This window comes from Micromonospora sp. MGP-C2 (assembly GCF_057766525.1).
In genome coordinates, this window is record NZ_JBYMEN010000002.1 from 4,477,272 (window position 1) to 4,494,705 (window position 17,434).

A 17,434-nucleotide genomic window follows, 5' to 3' on the forward strand; every position below is an offset into this window, starting at 1 on the left:
TAGCGTGAACGTCGTGACGGTTGAGCCTCGAATCGGTGACGTGGTCGGCGAACTGCTGCGGGACACGCTCGCGGTGGCCAGCGGGGTGGGCCCTCGACCCCTGGTCGGTGGGCGCCTGCCCCGGCCGGTCATCGAGATCATCGAGCGGGACGACGGTCTGATCAACGGCGCGCCGGCGGCCCACTATCTGGACGGTCCGCAGGACTGGCAGCCGTACGACCACCGCGCGGTGGACCGGGCCCGCGGCGAAACGCTGGACGTCGGCACCGGCGCCGGGCGGATCGCCCTGCTGCTCCAGGAGCGCGGCGTACCGGTCACCGGGCTGGACACCTCCGCGGGCGCGCTGGCCGTGAGTCGACGCCGCGGCGTCCGGCAGCTGGTGCACGGCACCGTCGACACGCATGTCGCGGACGGGCAGCGTTACGACACGTTCCTGCTGCTCGGCAACAACCTCGGGCTGTTCGAGGGGCGGGAGCGTGCCCCGGTGTTCCTGGCCGCGCTCGCCGCGCTGGCCCGACCGGGGGCGCAGATCATCGCGCACGGCACCGACCCGTACGGCACCCGTGACCCGGTGCACACGAGCTATCACGAGCGCAACCGCAGTCGGGGTCGGCTCGGCGGTCAGCTCCGGCTCCGGTTGCGCTACCGGGAGCTGAGCACCGAATGGTTCGACTATCTGGTCTGCTCGGCGGAGGAGTTCGCCTCGCTGGTGCACGGCACCGGCTGGCGGTTGACCGATGTGGACGACCGCGACAAGCCCTACTACCTGGCCACCCTGCGGCGCGCCGACTGAGCGACGGCCCCCGCGCTCCGCATCACGGAGGACAGGGGCCGTCGTACGGCTCAGACCTGGACGGTCGGGGGAAGCTGCTCGGGCGGCAGACCGCCGTCGCCGTCGACCACCTCGTCCGGCTGGCCGTCCTCGTCGATGTCGACCATGGTGATGTCCACCTTGCCGTCACCGTCGGTGTCGAACTGGAACAGGTCCGCCTTGCCGTCGCCGTCGGTGTCCACCACCCACACGTCGGTCTTGCCGTCGTTGTTGGTGTCGGCGCGCAGCAGCTCGACCCGCTCGTCGCCCCGGGTCTCCACGGTCTGCCCGTCAGTGACGCTCTCCGGTGCCTGGCTCATCTCGGTGGTCCTTCCCTCGGTTGACGGGCCGTCAGTACCCGATCCCGCGCTCCCCCACGCATGAGCCGGGTCGTCGAGCTGTCTAGGGTCGCACCATGAGCGAGCGGAGCGGGCGGAACACCCCGGTCGGCGTGGCGGGGACCCCGCGCGCCGACAGGCGGGACAGGGAGGCGTGATGAGCGATCGTTTCGTGGTCGTCGGTGCCGGCACGATGGGGCTCGGCATCGCGTACGTGGCGGCCGGGGCCGGTCACGCCGTGGAGTTGGTCGAGGTGGACCTCGAGCGGGGCGCCTCCGCGCTGAACCGGCTCGCCGACCTGTGGGAGCGGGCGGTGCAGCGCGGGAAGCTGAGCGCCGACGAGGCCGCCGCGAACCGGCAGCGGGTCACGCTGCGTCCCACGCTCGCCGACGTCGCTCCCGCCCCCGAGGTGATCGTGGAGGCGGTGCCGGAGCGGCTCGAGGAGAAGCGGGCAGTGCTGCGGGACGCCGCCGCGCTGCGCCCCGCGCTGCTGGGCAGCAACACCTCCAGCATCGCCATCGGTGAGCTGGCCGCTGGGCTGGACGCGCCCGAGCGCTTCCTCGGCCTGCACTTCTTCAACCCGGTCTGGGCGATGGCCCTGCTGGAGATCGTGGTCGGCCCGGCCACCGCCGAGGAGACCACGGCCGCGGCCGTCGCGCTCGCCGGCCGGTTGGGCAAGGACCCCGTCGTCGTACGCGACCTGCCCGGCTTCGCCACCTCACGGCTCGGGGTCACCCTCGGGCTGGAGGCGATCCGGATGGTCGCCGACGGGGTGGCCAGCCCTGCCGACATCGACAAGGCGATGGTGCTGGGCTACCGGCACCCGATCGGGCCGTTGGAACTCACCGACCTGGTCGGCCTCGACGTGCGGCTGGACATCGCCCGCACCCTCCAGGCCGCGTACGGCGACCGCTTCGCACCGCCGCCCCTGCTCGTGGAGATGGTGGCCGACGGGCGGCTGGGCAAGAAGTCGGGGCAGGGCTTCTACCAGTGGAAAGCCGGGGTCAAGCAGTGAGCGCGAGGAGTGAGCTTGCGAGCCCCGCAGTCGCGAACGGAAGGTGGGCGCAGTGAGCGGGCTGCGGATCGAGGAGCGGCCGGACCGGCTGGTGGTCACCCTGGACCGGCCGGAGAAGCGCAACGCCATCGACGCCGAGCTGATCGCCGAGCTGCACCAGGTCTGCGCCGAGCTGGAGGCGCGTCCCCGACTGCTGCTGCTCACCGGTGGCGCGGCGGGCATCTTCGCCGGTGGCGCCGACATCGGCCAACTGCGTGAACGGGGCCGCACCGACGCCCTCGCCGCGATCAACTCCGCTGCCTTCGCCCGGATCAGGGCGTTGCCGATGCCCACCGTCGCCGCCGTCGACGGCCCGGCGATGGGCGGTGGCGCGGAGCTGGCGTACGCCTGCGATCTGCGGGTGTGCACGGCGCGGGCGGTCTTCGGTCAGCCGGAGGTGCGGTTGGGCATCCTGGCCGGCGCTGGCGCGACCCACCGGCTGCCCGCGTTGGTCGGTGAGGGCCGGGCCAAGGAGCTGCTCTTCACGGGCCGGCGGGTGGACGCCGCGGAGGCGCTGCGGATCGGCCTGGTGAACCGGGTGGTGGATGAGCCCGACGAGTTGCTGACGGTGGCGCACGCGCTGCTGGACGAGATCGCCCTGGGTTCGCCGCTGGCGCTGCGGCTGACCAAGCTCGCGGTCGACGCGCCCGCCGCCGCGCATCCGCAGCTCGACCTGGTCAGTCAGGCGGTGCTCTTCGAGGACGAGGAGAAGCACCGGCGGATGACCGAGTTCCTGGAGCGCCGCCGGCCGCGGTGACTCCTGGAGACGAAACGGCCGCACCGGCGAGCGCCGGTGCGGCCTTCGTTTGCCTGTGGTCGTGCTACTGCCGGATCTGCACCTCGGCGTCGGCCAGGCCGCGGATCACCTGGGCGGACTCGCCGAAGCCGATGATCAGCACGGCGTCCGCGCCGAAGTCCTTGATCTCCTTCGCACCCCGGCTGAAGTCGACGGGTGCCGCCTTGGCGTCGGCCGGCGGCTCGTACGTCAGCAGCTTGAGTCGATCGGCAGCGATACCGGCCTTCTCCAGCTCCTCACGGACGGTGCCCTGGAGGCCCTCACCGTAGGAGTCCTTGCGAGCCACGATGACGATCTTCTGCGAACCGTCGCGGAGGATGACGTCGGCCAACGCCCGGCCCTGGAGGCTGTCCGGTGGGGCGGTGCGGAAGTAGAGGCCCTGGTCGTCCACGTCGGTCAGGCTGCTGTCGGTGTTCGACGGGGAGAAGAGGATCTTCCCGGCCTGCACCACGTTCGGCAGCACGGCCCGGGAGATGCCCGAACCACCAGCGCCGATGATCACGCTGACGCCAGCCGCCGCGTGCCGGGCCACCGTCGCCTTGGCCACGTCCGGGTTGGTGCCGTCGTCGCCGTCCAGCCACGTCACCGGCTTGCCCAGTGCGCCGCCGGCGGCGTTGATCTCCTTGATCGCCAGCGCGGCGCCGGCGGCCATCGGCGGGTAGGCGATCGACAGGTCACCGGTTTTCGGCAGCAGACCACCCAGGATCAACGGTTCCTGCTCGGGGTCGCCGCCAGGGCGCTGCTTCTTCGGCTTCGGTGGCGTCTTGGTGCTCGCCGCCGACTCGATGCCCGCGCCGACGAACTCGGTCTTGCCGTCGTTGATCTGCTGCCCGTCGAAGGTCAGCGTGGCGTAGCTCGCGGTGGCCGGCTCACCCTTGTCGGTGAAGCCCGCCCGGGTCAGCGAAACCCCGCGGTACTCGATGTCCTGCCCGTTGCGGGCCAGCGTGAGGCAGCTGACCGGGTCCTCGCAGCGCTGCCCGTCGTTGGTCACCGCGACGATCTGCTTCGCGATGGCAGCCGGGTCGGTGCTTCCGGCCAGCTGCGCGGCGAGCACGGCGATCACCACCGCGTCGTACGTCTCGGCCGAGTACACGTAGTCCGTCAGCGCCGGATCGACGGCCCGTAGCCGGCCCTTGAAGTCCTCGGGTAGCGGAACGAGTGGCGTGGTGCCCTTCATCCCATCCACGAGACCTGCGCGTTCTTTCAACTCCGCGGGGTAGGTGTTGAGCATGTTGCCGTCCGTGCCGTAGAGGCGCACCTGTTGGGCGCTGGTCTCCTTGGCCTTGTCATCCCCGCAAGCGCTTGTGGCGAGCAGGATCGTCGCGCAGGCGGCCAGTGAGGCCACCCGCGAGCGGCGTGATACGAGCATGGTCGTCCTTCCTCCGGCGAAGGTCCGCTGCGCACATTAGCGTGCCGAGGCCGGCCGCGGGACCGTGGAGGTGGCGTAAAGCGCAGGTAGCTCGCCTTGAACACGCACAGTGACGGTTGTCGGAGCCCTTGACCGGGCGTCCTACTGTGCGCTGCGTGACGGACCTACCACAGCAGACGTTCGACGACGCGGCCGCCGTGCTCCACTCGGCGCTGACCGGGGATGGAGAAGCGGTGGTGGGAGCGTTCGACGCGGTCGTCGACCGGGCCGGCCTGAGCGGCGCGTACGGGGTCGCGTGGTGCCTGGCCGCGACGATGCTCGGTGACGCTCCGGCGACCAGCGGTGCGGCCCTGGACTTCCCGGGAATCGACCAGGCTGAGTATGACACCCGCTGGGTGGCCCGCTTCGTCAGCGCGTACGCCAACCGGGACGAGCCGACCGGGGAGGCGCTGTTCGGTGCCGCGGCAGCCGACGGGCTGCTGCCCGACTGCCTGCTCACGCTCGCCGGCTCGACGATCGCCACCCTGCGCAGCCGTGCCGGGTGACCGGCCGCCGGCTCGCGGCGTCCGTCGGGGGGCGGACGCCGCGACCGCGCGGACCACTCAGAACGCGTGGTACGCGATCAGCGGCTCGTACTCGTAGCGCAGGTTCTCGAAGCGGACCCGGAAGTTGACCCCGTCCCGGACGTCGGTCGCCACCGTGATCCAGCCCGAGTTGGCCGGCAGGTAGGTCCAGTAGTTGCAGGCACTCGTCTTGTCCACGAAGATCACGCACGCCTCGGTGGCGTACACGCTCGCGTTGCGGACGTTGATGTCGCGACAGCGGGTCGTGGTGCGGTACTGGCCGGCCGAGCCGCCGTAGCGGCCCGTCTCGAAGTACGACCGGACCGCCCCGCCGTAACAGGTGGCGAGTGGGGCGAACGCGTTCGCCCCGGAGCTGACGGGTGCGGTCGGTGTTGTCGGCTCCGCCTGCGCGGGTGTGCCGGCGAAGAGCAGGGTGGTGGCCGTGGCGACGGCGAGCAGGCGAGCGGTCGGGGATGACATGCGTGCCTCCGAAAGCGGGTGACTGACCGTCCGTATTGGACTGATCATCCGACCGTGACGATGATACGTATCGATCAATGGCGCCGTGACCCCGTGATGTCCGGCCCGTGTGGTAGCTCTGTAGGCATGTCCGAGGCGATGCTCAGCAAGGTGCGCAAGCTGCTGGCCCAGGCCGAGGACCCGGCCTGTACGCCCGCCGAGGCCGCCGCGTTCACCGCCAAGGCGACCGAGTTGATCGCCCGCTACGGGGTGGACCGGGCGCTGCTCGCCGTCCGCGACCCGACCACCGACCCCGTCGGTGACCGGGTGCTGGACATCGTCGCCCCGTACGCCCGCGACAAGGTCGGCCTGCTCGCCGCGGTCGCCGAGCCACTGCGCTGCCGTTGCGTACGCCGCCGGCAGGGCAACGGCTTCGCGCTGCACCTCTTCGGCTTCGCCAGCGACCTGGAACGGGTCGACCTGCTCTTCACCTCACTGCTCGTACAGGCGGCGCACGGCCTGGCCGCCACCGCCGTGCCGGCCGACGACCACCCCGCCGCCTTCCGCCGGTCCTGGCTCGCCGGTTTCGCGAAAGTGATCGGGGGTCGGCTCTGGGCGGCCGAGACGGCGGCGGCCAGCGAGTCAGGCACGCCGTCGGTGGCGCTGGTGCTGGCCGACCGGTCCGACCGGGTGCAGCGACGGCTCACCGAGGAATACCCGCGGCTGCGCACCGCACCGCCGCGCCGGCTCGGCGGCACCGGCTTCGGTTCGGGGGCGGAGGCCGGCCAACGCGCCAACCTGGGTGGTCGGGACCTCGGCGGCCGCTCCGCTGGCGACCGGCAGCTCGGTCGGTGACTCCGTGCGCCCGTCAGGCGGAAGTGCCGGGGCCGCGTGACACAGTGGCGACGTAGCGGGTGAGCAGCTCGTGCCAGCCGGCGGTGAGCGCCTTGCGATAACCCTCGGCAGCCTCGCCGTGCCGGTCGAAGTGCCGGTGCTCCAACTCGACCCGGGTGCGCTCTGGCCCATCGGGAAGGAACAGCACCTCGACCTCGCTGGCCCGGGCCGGGTCCGGCACCGGCGCCCGGTCGGGGCCGATCTGCCAGACGAAGACCAGCCGCCGCGGTGGATCCCAGGTGAGCACCCGACCCCAGTCGGCGCGGAAACCGTACGGGCCGATCTCGTAGAGCATCCCGCCGGCGCGCGGCTCCATGCCCAGCTCCGCGAGAGCGTCCGGGCCGGACCAGGTGTACTCGGTGACCCACCAGTCAGTCAGCTCGTCGGTGAACACCGCGAACGCGTGCTCGGCGGCGCCCGGGACGAGGAGACTGCACCGTAGGGAGAACCGGTCGACGTCCTGCCGGATGTCGGCCGGATCAGTCATTTCCTGTCCCATAGGCCCGGACCATACCGGCTGATGCCCGCGTGTGCAGCTTCGCGCGGTGCCCGGTTCCAGACAGAGGGTCGCCGACTCGTCACGGACGGGATGCCCCGCCGGAAAGCGGGTAAGCGCGCCGAACGCCCGGACGACCGGGACGTTGTGCAGGCGGGGCGGGAGATCATGAGCGAGAGCGCGCAACAGCGAGGGCCGGACCGGAACGTCGAGAGCGCGGACCCCGACGTCCTGCTCGACATCCCGAAGGTCTCCGTCGACTCGATCCGACTGGCCGTCGACGGCCTGGACGCCGACCTGTCGCTGCGGGCCCGGGTGGCCAACCTGCTCCAGGTCGACGCCGGCGTACGGGTGCACCTGAACGGCGGCGAGCTGGACATCAATGGGGTGCAAGCCGAGGCGCAGTTGCGGGTGCGGCTGGAGCAGCTGACGAGGATCCTGGGCCGGGCGCTCGACACACTCGACGCCAACCCGGAGATCATCGAGGCGCTCGCCCGGACGGCCGTCACCACCGTCGACGACGTGAACCGCAGCGCGCAGCAGCTGGCCCCGGGGTCGATGGGGGCCGCTGAGGTGCGGGGGTCGGCGCGGCGCTCCAACGGCGTACTCCAGGAGTTTGGTCAGCAGGTCGGTGTGGTCGGGGCCGTCGACCGCGCCCAGCAAGGCCCCGGTCGGCCGGGGCCGGGTCCGGGTCAGCCGGGTCCGGGTGGGCCAGGGGCGGGTCCGGGCGGGCCAGGTTCGGGTGGGCCGGGGGCTGGTCCGGGTCGGCCTGGGGCGGGGCCCGGCGGCGCGGGGAAGGGTCCTGGGGGCCCTGGGCCCCATGCCGGAGGTCCGGGACCCAGTGCGGGCGGACCCGGGTCTCAAGCGGGTGGCCCCGGGCCGGGCCAGAAGTCGCAGCCGGAGTCCGGTGGGCCGCAGGGCGGCCGGGCTCCGGAAGGCCGACCGCACGAGGAGCCACGCCACGCTGAGGAGCAGCGGCACGAGGAGTCGCGCCACCCCGAGGGGCAGCGGCACGGCGAGCGACACCACCCCGAGGGTCAGCGGGCCGCGGGCCCGGGTGACGGGAAACGGCCGGCCGGCGCGGACCGGGGCGCTGAGGGTCCGGCGGGGTCGTCCACCGGGGAGCGTGGGGGCCGACCAGACCAGTCGGCGGGCCCCGGGCCAAGCCCATCCGGCGATCGTGACGGCGGTGGTGGGTTGCTGGGCGGGGCGCAGAGCGCAGCGCAGCTCGCCGAACAGGCGGGGGAGACCCTGCGGCAGGCCGGGCGCAGCGTGTGGGAGGCGATCCAGAGCGGCGTGGCGCAGCACCGCCAGCAGGGGCGCCGAGACGAGTGACGCCGGGCAAGGCGGACCAGCGACGCCGCGCGACCGGTCCGCGCAGCCGATCCGCGCAGCCGATCCGCGCAGCCGGTCCGCGCAGCCGGTCCGCGCGACCGATCGGCGCGACTCAGGCATGATCGACTCGCTTTTCAGGAAAGCGCGGTATCGGGCACCTTCCGATGCCCCGATTTCCGGGAAGTCGAGTGGATCACACCCGTGGCGGGCCGGTCCGCAGCCGTAAACAGCAAGATCCCCACCTGCGTTTCCGCTGGTGGGGACCTCTGTAGCCCGGCGAAAGGCTATGTGGCCAGGGGCGGGGTCGAACCGCCGACCTTCCGATTTTCAGTCGGACGCTCGTACCAACTGAGCTACCTGGCCGTATCGCTGCTCGGCTCATGCTACCCGGCAACCGGACGAACCGGTGGCAGGGCGACCTGCTCCGATACGCAGAACGCCGCGCGAGGCGCGGCGTCAGCGCTGCGGTCCTGACGGGACTTGAACCCGCGACCTCCGCCTTGACAGGGCGGCGAGCACTCCAACTGCTCCACAGGACCTAGCTTGTGTTGCTCCGACTTGCGCCGGTCGTGCCCCCAACGGGATTCGAACCCGTGCTACCGCCTTGAAAGGGCGGCGTCCTGGGCCGCTAGACGATGAGGGCGGCCCCGCCATCATTGCACACTCGCAACTTCAAGCGGACTTGCTCCCATCCGGCCCCGCCGGAGGCTTGGAAAGCATACGTGATGCCCGGTCGGTCGACAAAATCGGTATCCGCAAGTGCTTCGGAAGAGACATAACAGCAGGTCAAATCCGGTCTAGCGGAGTTTGGTGATGCCGAAGCGCTTCTTCAGGTCGGCGATCAGGTGGGGGCAGGCGGCGAGCGTCGCGGCCCGATCGCCACCCCCGTCGTGCAGCAGAACGATGGCGCCGGGGCGGGCGGCGGTGTGGATGCGCTTGCCGATCGTGGCGGCGTTCGGCTTGTCCCAGTCCTGTGGGTCGACCGACCAGTGCAGCGGGCGCATGCCGAGACCCTTCGCCACCGCCAGCACCTCCGGCGTCCACCGGCCGCCCGGCTGCCGATAGAAGGACACCTTGGCGCCGGGCGCCGCTGCCTGGATGGCCTTGTTCGTGCGTTCCAGGTCGGCCTTTATCTCGTTGACGGGGCGTCGGGCCAGGTCGAGGTCGTGCCGCCAACTGTGGTTGCAGAGCTGATGCCCCTCGTGGACGATCCGCCGGACCAGCTCCGGATGGCGCTGCACCTCGCGACCTACCACGCAGAACGTGGCGGTCACCTTGGCTGCCCGCAGTTGGTCGAGCACCTTGGGAGTCCAGGTCGGGTTGGGCCCGTCGTCGAAGGTCAGGACCACCGGGTGTACGCCACTGTTGCGCCGCAGGCCGGCAGGGAGCTTGGCCGGCAGCGGCCGCAGCGGCGGCTTGGGTGGCTTGGCGACCGTGGGATGCGGTGACGGCGTGGGGGTGGGCGCAGTGGTGGACTCCGCCGGCTGCGGCGCGCCGGCGGGCGCGATGGTGTGGTCCGGCCCCGCACAGCCGGACAAGACCAGCGCCACGGCGAGGACGGACGCCAGGAAGGCGCGGGCTCGCATCTGCTCGCTCCCGGAGGGTCGGGGTAGGCGGACCCGCCCGACGGTAGTTCACGCGATCACCGGGCAACAGTGCGATCAGTCACGCCTCGACTGGTCCAGGGAGTCACGGACCGCGACGGCGAGCGAGACCGCCTCGGCCAGGTCGACCGGCCGCACCACCCCGGCGGGCAGCGTGTCGGCGCGCCAGCCGGGGCCGGCGGCGAGCGCCAACAACGGGCGGCGGGGTGCGGCGAGCAACGCGCTGAGCTGGGACGGATCGGCGGTGGCCCGGGTGTGCGACCAGAGCACCACGGCGGCCGGACCGGTCCGGTTGACCGCCTCCACGAGAGCGGCCACCGGCACCCGGGCGCCGAGCATCCGGTAACTGGCCCCGGCCTCCGCGAGCGCGGCGGCCAACGCCTCCAGTGGCAGGGTGTGCTGTTCCTCGTCGGCACAGGAGAGCAGGATCCGGGCCGGCCCGGTGGGAACCTTGGCCCGACTGGCCGCCGCGAGAGCCTCCGAGACGCAGCGGGACACCAGGTGTTCCACCTCGATCAGGCCGGTTGTGGCGGCGTGGCGTTCGCCGATGCCGGCCAGCACCGGGCGCAGCAGACCCTCCCAGGTGGCGACGACCCCGACGGTGGCGAGGGCGTGCGCGATCGTCTCGCTGATCGCCGCCGCGTCCAGCCGCATGGCGGCGCGGGCCAGACCACGGGCTGCCGGGCCGGCGCGGCCGACCGGGATGGTGCCACCGCCGTCGCGGCCGGACGGGGGGATCCGGACGGGGGTGATGGTGCCGTTGGGTGTCGGATCCGGTGCCTGGCGAGCCCAGCGAGCCGCCTCGGCGGGGCTCACCCCCTCGGCGGTGAGCCGTCGCATGATTTCGAGACGGGCCAGGTCGGTCGGGGTGTACCGGCGGTGGTGACCGGGGATGTGCTCACTGGGCCCGAGCCCGTAGCGCTGGTGCCACGTGCGGAGGGTCGTCACCGCGACTCCCAACCTGCGTGCGACCGCGCCCGCGCTCAGCGCCTCATCGACCACCCGACCGCTCCGCCGAGTCATCCGCCGACAGAGCAGGCGGGGTCACGGCCAGGCCGGGTGCGCCGGACGTGGGGCCCGAGGGGTGCAGCAGCCGGTTCACCACCCCGCCCAGCCAGGGCGCGTACGACCGGGGGTCGAGATCCAGCTCGGCTTCCAGCGCGGTCGGATCGGCCCACCGCAGCTCGGCGACCTCGTCCGGGTCCGGCAGGAGCGGGGCCCCGGGCAGGAAATCGCCCCGCAGCACGTGGTCGTACTCGAATTCGACCCGACCGGTCGCCGGGTCCTCGGCGTAGTAGACGTAGACGCCGACCTCGGTCAGCTCGACCGGGCCCGCGCCCAACTCCTCGCGTAGCCGCCGGTTGGCCGCCTCGGCGAGGGACTCGCCGGGCTGGGGGTGGCCACAGCAGGCGTTGGCCCAGCGCAGCGGGAACCGGGTCTTGACGGCGGCGCGCCGCTGGAGCAGCACCTGGCCGTCCGAGTCGACCAGCAGCACCGAGAAGGCCCGGTGCAACTGCCCCGGAGCCTGGTGCGCGGCCGCGACGGTCGTCTCGCCGTGGGCCTCGCCGTTCTCGTCGACCAGCTCGACGAGGTGGTCCTCGCGGCTGCTCATCGCCCTTCCCCGGTGATCCGGCCGGCGGCGAGCTTGCCGGAGATGAGCACCATCGGTACGCCGACGCCGGGCTGGGTCCCGGAGCCGACGAAGACCACGTTCGACAGTTTGCGGTGCAGGTTCGACGGGCGGAACGGGCCGGTCTGGAAGAGGGTGTGGGCGGCGGCGAACGGCGTGCCCGCGGCCATGCCCTGGTCCTCCCACTCGGCCGGGGTGATCGCCCGCAGCACCTCGACGCCGGCACCGAAGCCGACGTAGCCGCGCTCCTCCAGGGTGCCGATCAGCTGGTCGCTGTAGCGCCGGGTCAGGTCGCCGCGCCACTCGAACGGGGCCCGGTGCAGGTTGGGCACGGGAGCCAGCACGTAGTAGGTGTGCCGATCGGGTGGGGCCACCGACGGGTCGGTCCGGCTCGGGTTGGTCACCAGCAGCGACGGGTCGGTCATCAGCTCACCCCGCCGGATGACCTCATCGAAGGTGCCCTTCCACGCTCGTCCGAAGTGGATGTTGTGATGGGCGATCTTTTCATAACCCTGTCGGGAGCCGACGTGCAGAACGACGCAGGACGGTGAGTAGGTGAGCCGGCGTTGCGGGGCGGCGGGGAGCAGGTCCCGGTAGGCGACCGGCAGGTCGGGGTTGAGCACCACCACGTCCGCCGGCACCAGTTCGCCGTCGGCGGTGATCACGCCGGTGGCGCGGCCGTTCGCGGTCTCGACCCGGGTCACCGTGGTGCCGTACCGGATCTGCACGCCGTGCTTCTCGGCCGCGCCGGCCATCGCCTTGGAGACCGCGTGGATGCCGCCGCGCGGGAAGTAGACCCCGGCCACCGAGTCCAGGTACGCGATGACCGTGTAGATGGCCAGCGCGTCGTGCGGGGCGAGGCCGGCGTACATCGCCTGGAAGGAGAAGATCCGCTGGGTACGCGGGTCCCGGAAGAATTGGTTGATCTTCGTCTGGAGTCGCCGGAAGGCGCCGCTGGCAAGCAGCTTGAGGAGGTTGCCGGTGATCAGGTCGGTCGGCGCGTCCAGGTTGCGCTCGATGAAGTCGGCGCGCTCCAGGCGCCACAGCTCCCGCGCGTAGTCGACGAAACGCAGGTAGCCGTCGGCCTCGCGCGGCCCACAGACCCGGGAGATCTCCGCCGCCATCCGGGTGGTGTCGGTGAGCACGTCGAGGGTGGAACCGTCCGGGTAGTACGCCCGGTAGGCAGGGTCGACCGGGGTCAGGTCGAGCCAGTCGTCCAGCTCCTCACCGACCGCGCCGAGCGCCTCGGCGATCAGGTCGGGCATGGTGAGCACGGTCGGGCCGGTGTCGAACTCGTAGCCGTCGACCCCGAGACGGCCGGCCCGCCCACCCGGCACCGGCTCGCGTTCCAGCACTGTCACCTGCCGGCCGCTGCCGGCCAGGTGCAGCGCGCAGGCGAGCCCGCCCAGCCCGGCCCCGACGACCACCACCCGGTCCGTCCGTCCTGTCACCGTCCGCACGTGACCACCTCTTCCAGAAAGTCGCTCATCAGGCCCGCCGGCTGGTGGCGGCGGTGGCCAGCCCGGTCAGCGCGGTCCGCGCCGTCCGGTCCACTGGTGCGGCGTCGAGCGCGGCCAGTGCGTCACTCACCCGCTCGGCGATCATCCGCTCCACCCGGGCCACCGCGCCGGTCTCCTCGACCAGCTCGGCGAGCCGGTCGACCGGCCCGTCGCCGGCCCGATCCATCGCCCGGAGCTGGGCCGGCGTGGCCAGCTCCCGGGCCAGCATGAGCAGCGTGGTCGGCTTGCCGGTGCGGAGGTCGTCGCCGGCCGGCTTGCCGGTGTCGGCGGGATCGCCGTAGACGCCGAGCAGGTCGTCGCGGAGCTGGAACGCCTCGCCGACGGCAAGGCCATAGCGGGTGTACGCGGAGACCAGCGCGTCGTCGACAGGCACCCCGGCCAGGCAGGCCCCGAAGAGCAGTGGCCGCTGGACGGTGTAGCTGGCGGTCTTGTAGCGGGCCACTCGCAGCGCCCGGTTGACCGACCAGCTCGCCGGGTCGTTCTCGCCGAGCACGTCGAGATATTGCCCGGCGACCGTCTCCACCCGCATCTGGTCATAGCAGCGCCGCACTTCGAACAGCCGGGCCGACGGGACTGTGGCCTGGGCCATCAACCGGTCGGCCCAGACCATGCAGAGGTCACCGATGAGCACGGCGACGGCTTCGCCGAATCGGCCGGGATCGCCCCGGTGGCCTGCGGCGATGTGCTGTTCGGCGATCGCGACGTGTGCGGTGGGCCGGCCCCGGCGGGTGGTGGACGCGTCCATCACGTCGTCGTGCACCAGGGCGAAGGTGTGCAGCAGCTCCAGCGCGGCCAGCGCGGGCAGGACGGGTGGTAGCGCCTCGGTGCCGCCGACCGCCCCGCGCCACCCCCAGTAGGCGAACGTGGAGCGGATCCGCTTGCCGCCCACGAGGACTGCTTCCCTCGCGGTGGCGGCGAAGCGGCCCATCGAGATGTCGATCTCGGTGAGGGAGTCGACCTCGGCGGTGAGGAAGGTAGCCAGGGTCTCGTCGACCGCGGTGATCAGGTCATGGGTGTACGCGGCCAGAACGGCGCGGACCGGATCGTCACCGTCCCCCGGCCCCCGCTGCGCCACACGGGTCGCATTGCCCGCAACTGCGTCGTTGGCCATGCGACTGAGCGTACCCTAGGCTACGAGTTGCGTCGATTGGTGCGTCGATAAATTAAGGAGGGCCGGTGGACACTGATCTCACCGCTGCCTATGACCGGTGTCGTGAGCTGCACAAACGCCACGGCCGCACCTACTATCTCGCCACCCGGCTGCTCCCCGCTTGGAAACGACGACATGTCCACGCCCTCTACGGGTTCACGCGGTACGCCGACGAGATCGTCGACCGCACCGAGGACCTACCGCAGGTCGAGCGTGCCGCCCGCCTCGACGACTGGGCCAGCCGATTCGTGTCCGGCCTGCACGGTGCGTCGGTCGACGACCCGCTGCTGCCGGCCGTGCTGCACACCATCGCCGTCTTCGACCTCGACCGGGACGACTTTGCGTCGTTTCTGAAGAGCATGGCGATGGACCTGACAGTCACCTCGTACCCGACCTACGACCACCTGCTCGACTACATGGAGGGCTCGGCGGCGGTCATCGGCACCATGATGCTGCCGATCCTGGGCACCTCCGACCCGGTGGCGGCACGGGAGCCGGCACGGCAGCTCGGCTTCGCGTTCCAACTAACCAACTTCATCCGGGACGTCGCCGAGGACCTCGACCGGGGCCGCACCTACCTGCCGGACGAGGACCTGGCGAAGTTCGGCGTCACCCGCGAGGAGCTGGCCGAGGCCTGCGCCCGGGGCCGCGGCACGCCCCGGACCCGCGAGCTGATCGAGTACGAGGTGACCCGCGCCCAGGCGCACTACGCCGCCGCCGCGCCGGGCATCACCATGCTGGCGCCAGCCTCGCAGGCCTGCATGCGCACCGCGTACGCGTTGTACGGCGGCATCCTCGACGAGGTGGCCGCGCAGGACTACGACGTCTTCACCCGGCGGGCCCTGGTGCCGCAGCGGCGACGGATGGCGGTGGCCGCACGGGCTCTGCTCACCTCGACCGGTACGCCGGTCACCATCCCCGGGCCGACGGTCCACCCGCAGACCCGGTGACCGCAAGCACCGCGATCGTGCTCCTCACCCGCGACCTGCGGGTGCACGACCACCCGGCGCTGGCCACCACCTGCGCGGCCTTCGACCGGGTGGTTCCGCTGTACGTGCTCGACCCGGCACTGGCCGGCCTGTCGGCCAACCGCACCCGGTTTCTGCACCAGGCGCTCGCCGAACTGCGGGCCGAGCTGCGCGAGCGCGGTGGTGACCTGGTGGTACGCCACGGCGACCCGGTGGCCGAGACGATCCGGTTGGCCGGCGAGGTCGACGCCACCGCCGTCGCGCTCTCCGCCGATGTCAGCCACTACGCCCGGCGCCGCGAGCGACGACTGCGCGCGGAGTGTGAGCGGCACCGGCTGCACCTGCGACTGTTTCCCGGGCTGACAGTGGTCGAGCCGGGCGCGTTGCGGCCCGGTGGCGGGGGCGACCACTACCGGGTGTTCAGCCCCTACCACCGGGCCTGGGCGGCCAGTCAGTGGCGTACGGAGTTGGCCGCGCCGCACCGGGTGGAGCTGCCGGGCGGGGTGAGCGTGGGCAGTCTGCCGAAGCCGCCGGCCGGGGACTCGCCCGACGCGGCGGTCGGCGGCGAGCGGGTCGCCCGGCAGCGGCTCACCGACTGGCTGCCCGACCTGGGCCGCTACGACGATCAGCACGACGACATGGCCGGCGACGACACGTCCCGGCTCAGTCCGTACCTGCGGTTCGGCTGCGTGTCCCCACTGGCGGTGGCCAACCGGGCCGGGGACCGGTCCGGGCCGTTCGTCCGGCAGATCTGCTGGCGGGACTTCTACTACCAGGTCACCGCCGCCTTCCCGGAGATCTCGACGTCGGCGTACCGGCGAGGCGCCACCGAACAGTGGCGCTACGACGACGACGCGTTGGCGGCCTGGGCCGAGGGTCGGACCGGCATGCCCATCGTCGACGCCGGAATGCGGCAGATGCGTACGCAGGGCTGGATGCACAACCGGGCCCGGCTGATCACCGCCGGCTACCTGACCAAGCACCTCGGGCAGGACTGGCGGCCCGGGGTGGCCGTCTTCTTCCGCTGGCTGCTCGACGGGGACGTGGCCAACAACTCCGGCAACTGGCAGTGGGTCGCCGGCACCGGCAACGACACCAAGCCGTACCGGGGGTTCAACCCGGTCCGGCAGGCCGAACGGTACGACCCGGACGGCGACTACGTGCGCCGGTGGGTGCCGGAGCTGGCGAAGGTGCAGGGCAAGGCCGTGCACCAACCGTGGCGTCTGCCCGACGCGCTCCGCCAGACACTCGACTATCCGCCGCCGCTCTCGGTGCCGGGCACCAACCCCGTCTGGCTGCGCTGATCAGAGGCAGGAGTGCAACACCTCGACCAGCTCGTCCACCCGGTCGTGCTCGGCGAGGTGCGCCGTGGCGTATCCCAAGGCGTAGCCGCGCTCCGGGTCGGCCCACGCGCTGCTGCCGCCGAGGCCGCCCATGCCCCAACTGCCGTCCGGCTCCCACTGCATGCCCAGCGTCCATCGGACCTGGCGGTCCAGCAGCAGGTCCGGCCCGTCGTACTGGACCCGGGTCGCCTCGGCCACCAGCTCGGGGCTGAGCAGACGGACTCCGTCCAGGACACCCCCGGCGAGCAGACCCGCGTAGAGCCGGGCCAGGCCGGAGGCGGTGGCGTGCAGGTTGACCGCGGGCATCTCCACAGCACGCCAGAGCGGGCTGTTCAGCACGGCGAGGTCCTGCCCACCGGCCGGGTTGCCCATCGCGCGCGCCCGCAGTGAGCCTGGCTCACCGAGCGCCCGGGTTGGCCACCCGGGGTCGCCGTAGCGCAGGTCGGCGCAGCGCCGCTGATCCGCGTCGGCCAGCCCGAAGCCGAGGTCGAGCTGCCACCGGTCGGCGATCTCCTCGGCCAGGAACCGGCCAACCGACCGCCCGTCGACCCGACGCACCACCTCGCCCACCAGGTGCCCGTACGTCCAGGCGTGTTCCGCGGCCACCGAGCCCGGTGACCACTCGGGGTCGGCGGCGGCCAGGTCGCTGGTGAGGAGCGTCCAGTCGGCGATCGCGGTGGCCGGTCGGGGTACCGGGAAGGCCGGTAGCCCGGCGGTGTGCGACAACACCTGACGCACGGTGGCGGGTGTGCGGAACTCCGGCCAGTACCGGTCGACGGGTGCGTCGAGGTCCACCTGCCCCCGGTCGACGAGCATCAGCAGGCAGAGCGCGGCCACCGGCTTGCCGACCGAGTAGACGTTGACGAGCGTGTCCGGCCGCCACGGCTCGCCGTCCGACCCGGCAGCCGTCCGGGTTCCGCCGATCAGGTCGACGACGGGCTGACCGTCGTACCAGATGACCAGGCCGGCACCGGTCTCCCGGCCGGAGGTGAGCAGGTCGTGGAAGCAGTCCCGGACCGGTGCGAAGCGTGCGTGCATCCCGCCACGGTAGGCGTCCCGGACCGGTGAGGGTGCCGACTTTTCTCCGACCCTGGTGGTCGGGCT

The 17,434-nt window shown here is 72.1% G+C and carries 18 protein-coding genes and 3 tRNA genes; 8 read left to right on the top strand and 13 right to left on the bottom strand.

Annotated features, from left to right (window positions below):
- The first annotated feature begins 13 nt into the window (after positions 1 to 13).
- A complete protein-coding gene (locus AC3CF1_RS20525; protein WP_354982111.1) occupies positions 14 to 793 on the top strand; it encodes a class I SAM-dependent methyltransferase in 780 nt (259 codons plus the stop codon).
- A 50-nt stretch (positions 794 to 843) separates the two neighbouring features.
- On the opposite strand, the gene AC3CF1_RS20530 is transcribed toward AC3CF1_RS20525, so the two are convergent.
- Positions 844 to 1,131, bottom strand: a complete 288-nt coding sequence (locus tag AC3CF1_RS20530) for a hypothetical protein (protein WP_088950954.1) — start codon at positions 1,129 to 1,131, stop codon at positions 844 to 846.
- Between the two features lie 175 nt (positions 1,132 to 1,306).
- Between AC3CF1_RS20530 and AC3CF1_RS20535 the strand changes: the two genes are divergently transcribed.
- Together AC3CF1_RS20535 and AC3CF1_RS20540 are read left to right on the top strand one after the other, a co-directional pair.
- On the top strand, positions 1,307 to 2,164 hold the full coding sequence (locus AC3CF1_RS20535; RefSeq protein WP_488451056.1) for a 3-hydroxyacyl-CoA dehydrogenase family protein: 858 nt from the start codon (positions 1,307 to 1,309) through the stop codon (positions 2,162 to 2,164).
- A gap of 52 nt (positions 2,165 to 2,216) precedes the next feature.
- Complete coding sequence (locus tag AC3CF1_RS20540; protein ID WP_488451057.1) at positions 2,217 to 2,960, top strand: enoyl-CoA hydratase/isomerase family protein; 744 nt, start codon at positions 2,217 to 2,219, stop codon at positions 2,958 to 2,960.
- Positions 2,961 to 3,024: 64 nt separating this feature from the next.
- On the opposite strand, the gene AC3CF1_RS20545 is transcribed toward AC3CF1_RS20540, so the two are convergent.
- Positions 3,025 to 4,368 (bottom strand): ABC transporter substrate-binding protein, encoded by a 1,344-nt coding sequence (locus tag AC3CF1_RS20545; protein WP_488451058.1) that lies wholly within the window; start codon positions 4,366 to 4,368, stop codon positions 3,025 to 3,027.
- A 155-nt stretch (positions 4,369 to 4,523) separates the two neighbouring features.
- Between AC3CF1_RS20545 and AC3CF1_RS20550 the strand changes: the two genes are divergently transcribed.
- The gene (locus AC3CF1_RS20550) at positions 4,524 to 4,913 is read left to right on the top strand and encodes a hypothetical protein (RefSeq protein WP_488451059.1); all 390 of its coding nucleotides are present in this window, start codon (positions 4,524 to 4,526) and stop codon (positions 4,911 to 4,913) included.
- Between the two features lie 57 nt (positions 4,914 to 4,970).
- Here the strand turns inward: AC3CF1_RS20550 and AC3CF1_RS20555 are convergent, their stop codons facing one another.
- Positions 4,971 to 5,411 (bottom strand): hypothetical protein, encoded by a 441-nt coding sequence (locus AC3CF1_RS20555; RefSeq protein ID WP_099849712.1) that lies wholly within the window; start codon positions 5,409 to 5,411, stop codon positions 4,971 to 4,973.
- Positions 5,412 to 5,537: 126 nt separating this feature from the next.
- On the opposite strand from AC3CF1_RS20555, the gene AC3CF1_RS20560 reads away from it, so the two are divergent.
- A complete protein-coding gene (locus AC3CF1_RS20560) occupies positions 5,538 to 6,245 on the top strand; it encodes a DUF2786 domain-containing protein (protein ID WP_488451060.1) in 708 nt (235 codons plus the stop codon).
- A 13-nt stretch (positions 6,246 to 6,258) separates the two neighbouring features.
- Here AC3CF1_RS20560 and AC3CF1_RS20565 read toward each other — a convergent pair whose 3' ends face one another.
- Positions 6,259 to 6,783 (bottom strand): SRPBCC family protein, encoded by a 525-nt coding sequence (locus AC3CF1_RS20565; RefSeq protein WP_354982105.1) that lies wholly within the window; start codon positions 6,781 to 6,783, stop codon positions 6,259 to 6,261.
- Between the two features lie 165 nt (positions 6,784 to 6,948).
- Here AC3CF1_RS20565 and AC3CF1_RS20570 point away from each other — a divergent pair, with 165 nt between their 5' ends.
- Positions 6,949 to 8,115: a hypothetical protein gene (locus tag AC3CF1_RS20570; protein WP_488451061.1), complete on the top strand. Its 1,167-nt coding sequence runs from the start codon at positions 6,949 to 6,951 to the stop codon at positions 8,113 to 8,115.
- Positions 8,116 to 8,404: 289 nt separating this feature from the next.
- Here AC3CF1_RS20570 and AC3CF1_RS20575 read toward each other — a convergent pair.
- The 8 genes from AC3CF1_RS20575 to AC3CF1_RS20610 all read right to left on the bottom strand — a co-directional run bounded on the left by AC3CF1_RS20575 (position 8,405) and on the right by AC3CF1_RS20610 (position 13,980).
- Positions 8,405 to 8,478: transfer RNA gene (locus tag AC3CF1_RS20575), tRNA-Phe, on the bottom strand.
- A gap of 102 nt (positions 8,479 to 8,580) precedes the next feature.
- Positions 8,581 to 8,654 (bottom strand) — tRNA-Asp (locus AC3CF1_RS20580).
- Between the two features lie 31 nt (positions 8,655 to 8,685).
- Positions 8,686 to 8,758, bottom strand: a tRNA-Glu gene (locus AC3CF1_RS20585).
- 154 nt (positions 8,759 to 8,912) lie between these two features.
- Positions 8,913 to 9,701 (bottom strand): polysaccharide deacetylase family protein, encoded by a 789-nt coding sequence (locus tag AC3CF1_RS20590; protein WP_354982103.1) that lies wholly within the window; start codon positions 9,699 to 9,701, stop codon positions 8,913 to 8,915.
- A 75-nt stretch (positions 9,702 to 9,776) separates the two neighbouring features.
- Complete coding sequence (locus tag AC3CF1_RS20595; RefSeq protein WP_488451062.1) at positions 9,777 to 10,721, bottom strand: MerR family transcriptional regulator; 945 nt, start codon at positions 10,719 to 10,721, stop codon at positions 9,777 to 9,779.
- Complete coding sequence (gene idi, locus AC3CF1_RS20600) at positions 10,711 to 11,331, bottom strand: isopentenyl-diphosphate Delta-isomerase (protein ID WP_354982102.1); 621 nt, start codon at positions 11,329 to 11,331, stop codon at positions 10,711 to 10,713. Before idi ends, AC3CF1_RS20595 begins: the two co-directional genes overlap by 11 nt.
- Positions 11,328 to 12,809: a phytoene desaturase family protein gene (gene crtI, locus AC3CF1_RS20605; protein ID WP_088950964.1), complete on the bottom strand. Its 1,482-nt coding sequence runs from the start codon at positions 12,807 to 12,809 to the stop codon at positions 11,328 to 11,330. The genes idi and crtI overlap by 4 nt, the downstream gene beginning before the upstream one ends.
- A gap of 28 nt (positions 12,810 to 12,837) precedes the next feature.
- Positions 12,838 to 13,980: a polyprenyl synthetase family protein gene (locus tag AC3CF1_RS20610; protein WP_354982100.1), complete on the bottom strand. Its 1,143-nt coding sequence runs from the start codon at positions 13,978 to 13,980 to the stop codon at positions 12,838 to 12,840.
- A 65-nt stretch (positions 13,981 to 14,045) separates the two neighbouring features.
- Between AC3CF1_RS20610 and AC3CF1_RS20615 the strand changes: the two genes are divergently transcribed.
- On the top strand, positions 14,046 to 14,969 hold the full coding sequence (locus tag AC3CF1_RS20615) for a phytoene/squalene synthase family protein (protein ID WP_088950966.1): 924 nt from the start codon (positions 14,046 to 14,048) through the stop codon (positions 14,967 to 14,969).
- Positions 14,966 to 16,291, top strand: a complete 1,326-nt coding sequence (locus AC3CF1_RS20620; RefSeq protein WP_488451063.1) for a cryptochrome/photolyase family protein — start codon at positions 14,966 to 14,968, stop codon at positions 16,289 to 16,291. The genes AC3CF1_RS20615 and AC3CF1_RS20620 overlap by 4 nt, the downstream gene beginning before the upstream one ends.
- Here AC3CF1_RS20620 and AC3CF1_RS20625 read toward each other — a convergent pair whose 3' ends face one another.
- Positions 16,292 to 17,368 (bottom strand): serine hydrolase domain-containing protein, encoded by a 1,077-nt coding sequence (locus tag AC3CF1_RS20625; RefSeq protein ID WP_488451064.1) that lies wholly within the window; start codon positions 17,366 to 17,368, stop codon positions 16,292 to 16,294.
- Positions 17,369 to 17,434 lie beyond the last annotated feature (66 nt).

What these genes read in the sequence shown, in the direction of transcription:
- idi (WP_354982102.1), bottom strand. Translation starts at nt 11,331, where the DNA reads ATGAGCAGCCGCGAGGACCACCTCGTCGAGCTGGTCGACGAGAACGGC.
- AC3CF1_RS20610 (WP_354982100.1), bottom strand. Translation starts at nt 13,980, where the DNA reads ATGGCCAACGACGCAGTTGCGGGCAATGCGACCCGTGTGGCGCAGCGG.
- AC3CF1_RS20545 (WP_488451058.1), bottom strand. Translation starts at nt 4,368, where the DNA reads ATGCTCGTATCACGCCGCTCGCGGGTGGCCTCACTGGCCGCCTGCGCG.
- AC3CF1_RS20590 (WP_354982103.1), bottom strand. Translation starts at nt 9,701, where the DNA reads ATGCGAGCCCGCGCCTTCCTGGCGTCCGTCCTCGCCGTGGCGCTGGTC.
- AC3CF1_RS20625 (WP_488451064.1), bottom strand. Translation starts at nt 17,368, where the DNA reads ATGCACGCACGCTTCGCACCGGTCCGGGACTGCTTCCACGACCTGCTC.
- AC3CF1_RS20565 (WP_354982105.1), bottom strand. Translation starts at nt 6,783, where the DNA reads ATGGGACAGGAAATGACTGATCCGGCCGACATCCGGCAGGACGTCGAC.
- AC3CF1_RS20530 (WP_088950954.1), bottom strand. Translation starts at nt 1,131, where the DNA reads ATGAGCCAGGCACCGGAGAGCGTCACTGACGGGCAGACCGTGGAGACC.
- AC3CF1_RS20560 (WP_488451060.1), top strand. Translation starts at nt 5,538, where the DNA reads ATGTCCGAGGCGATGCTCAGCAAGGTGCGCAAGCTGCTGGCCCAGGCC.
- AC3CF1_RS20535 (WP_488451056.1), top strand. Translation starts at nt 1,307, where the DNA reads ATGAGCGATCGTTTCGTGGTCGTCGGTGCCGGCACGATGGGGCTCGGC.
- AC3CF1_RS20570 (WP_488451061.1), top strand. Translation starts at nt 6,949, where the DNA reads ATGAGCGAGAGCGCGCAACAGCGAGGGCCGGACCGGAACGTCGAGAGC.
- AC3CF1_RS20555 (WP_099849712.1), bottom strand. Translation starts at nt 5,411, where the DNA reads ATGTCATCCCCGACCGCTCGCCTGCTCGCCGTCGCCACGGCCACCACC.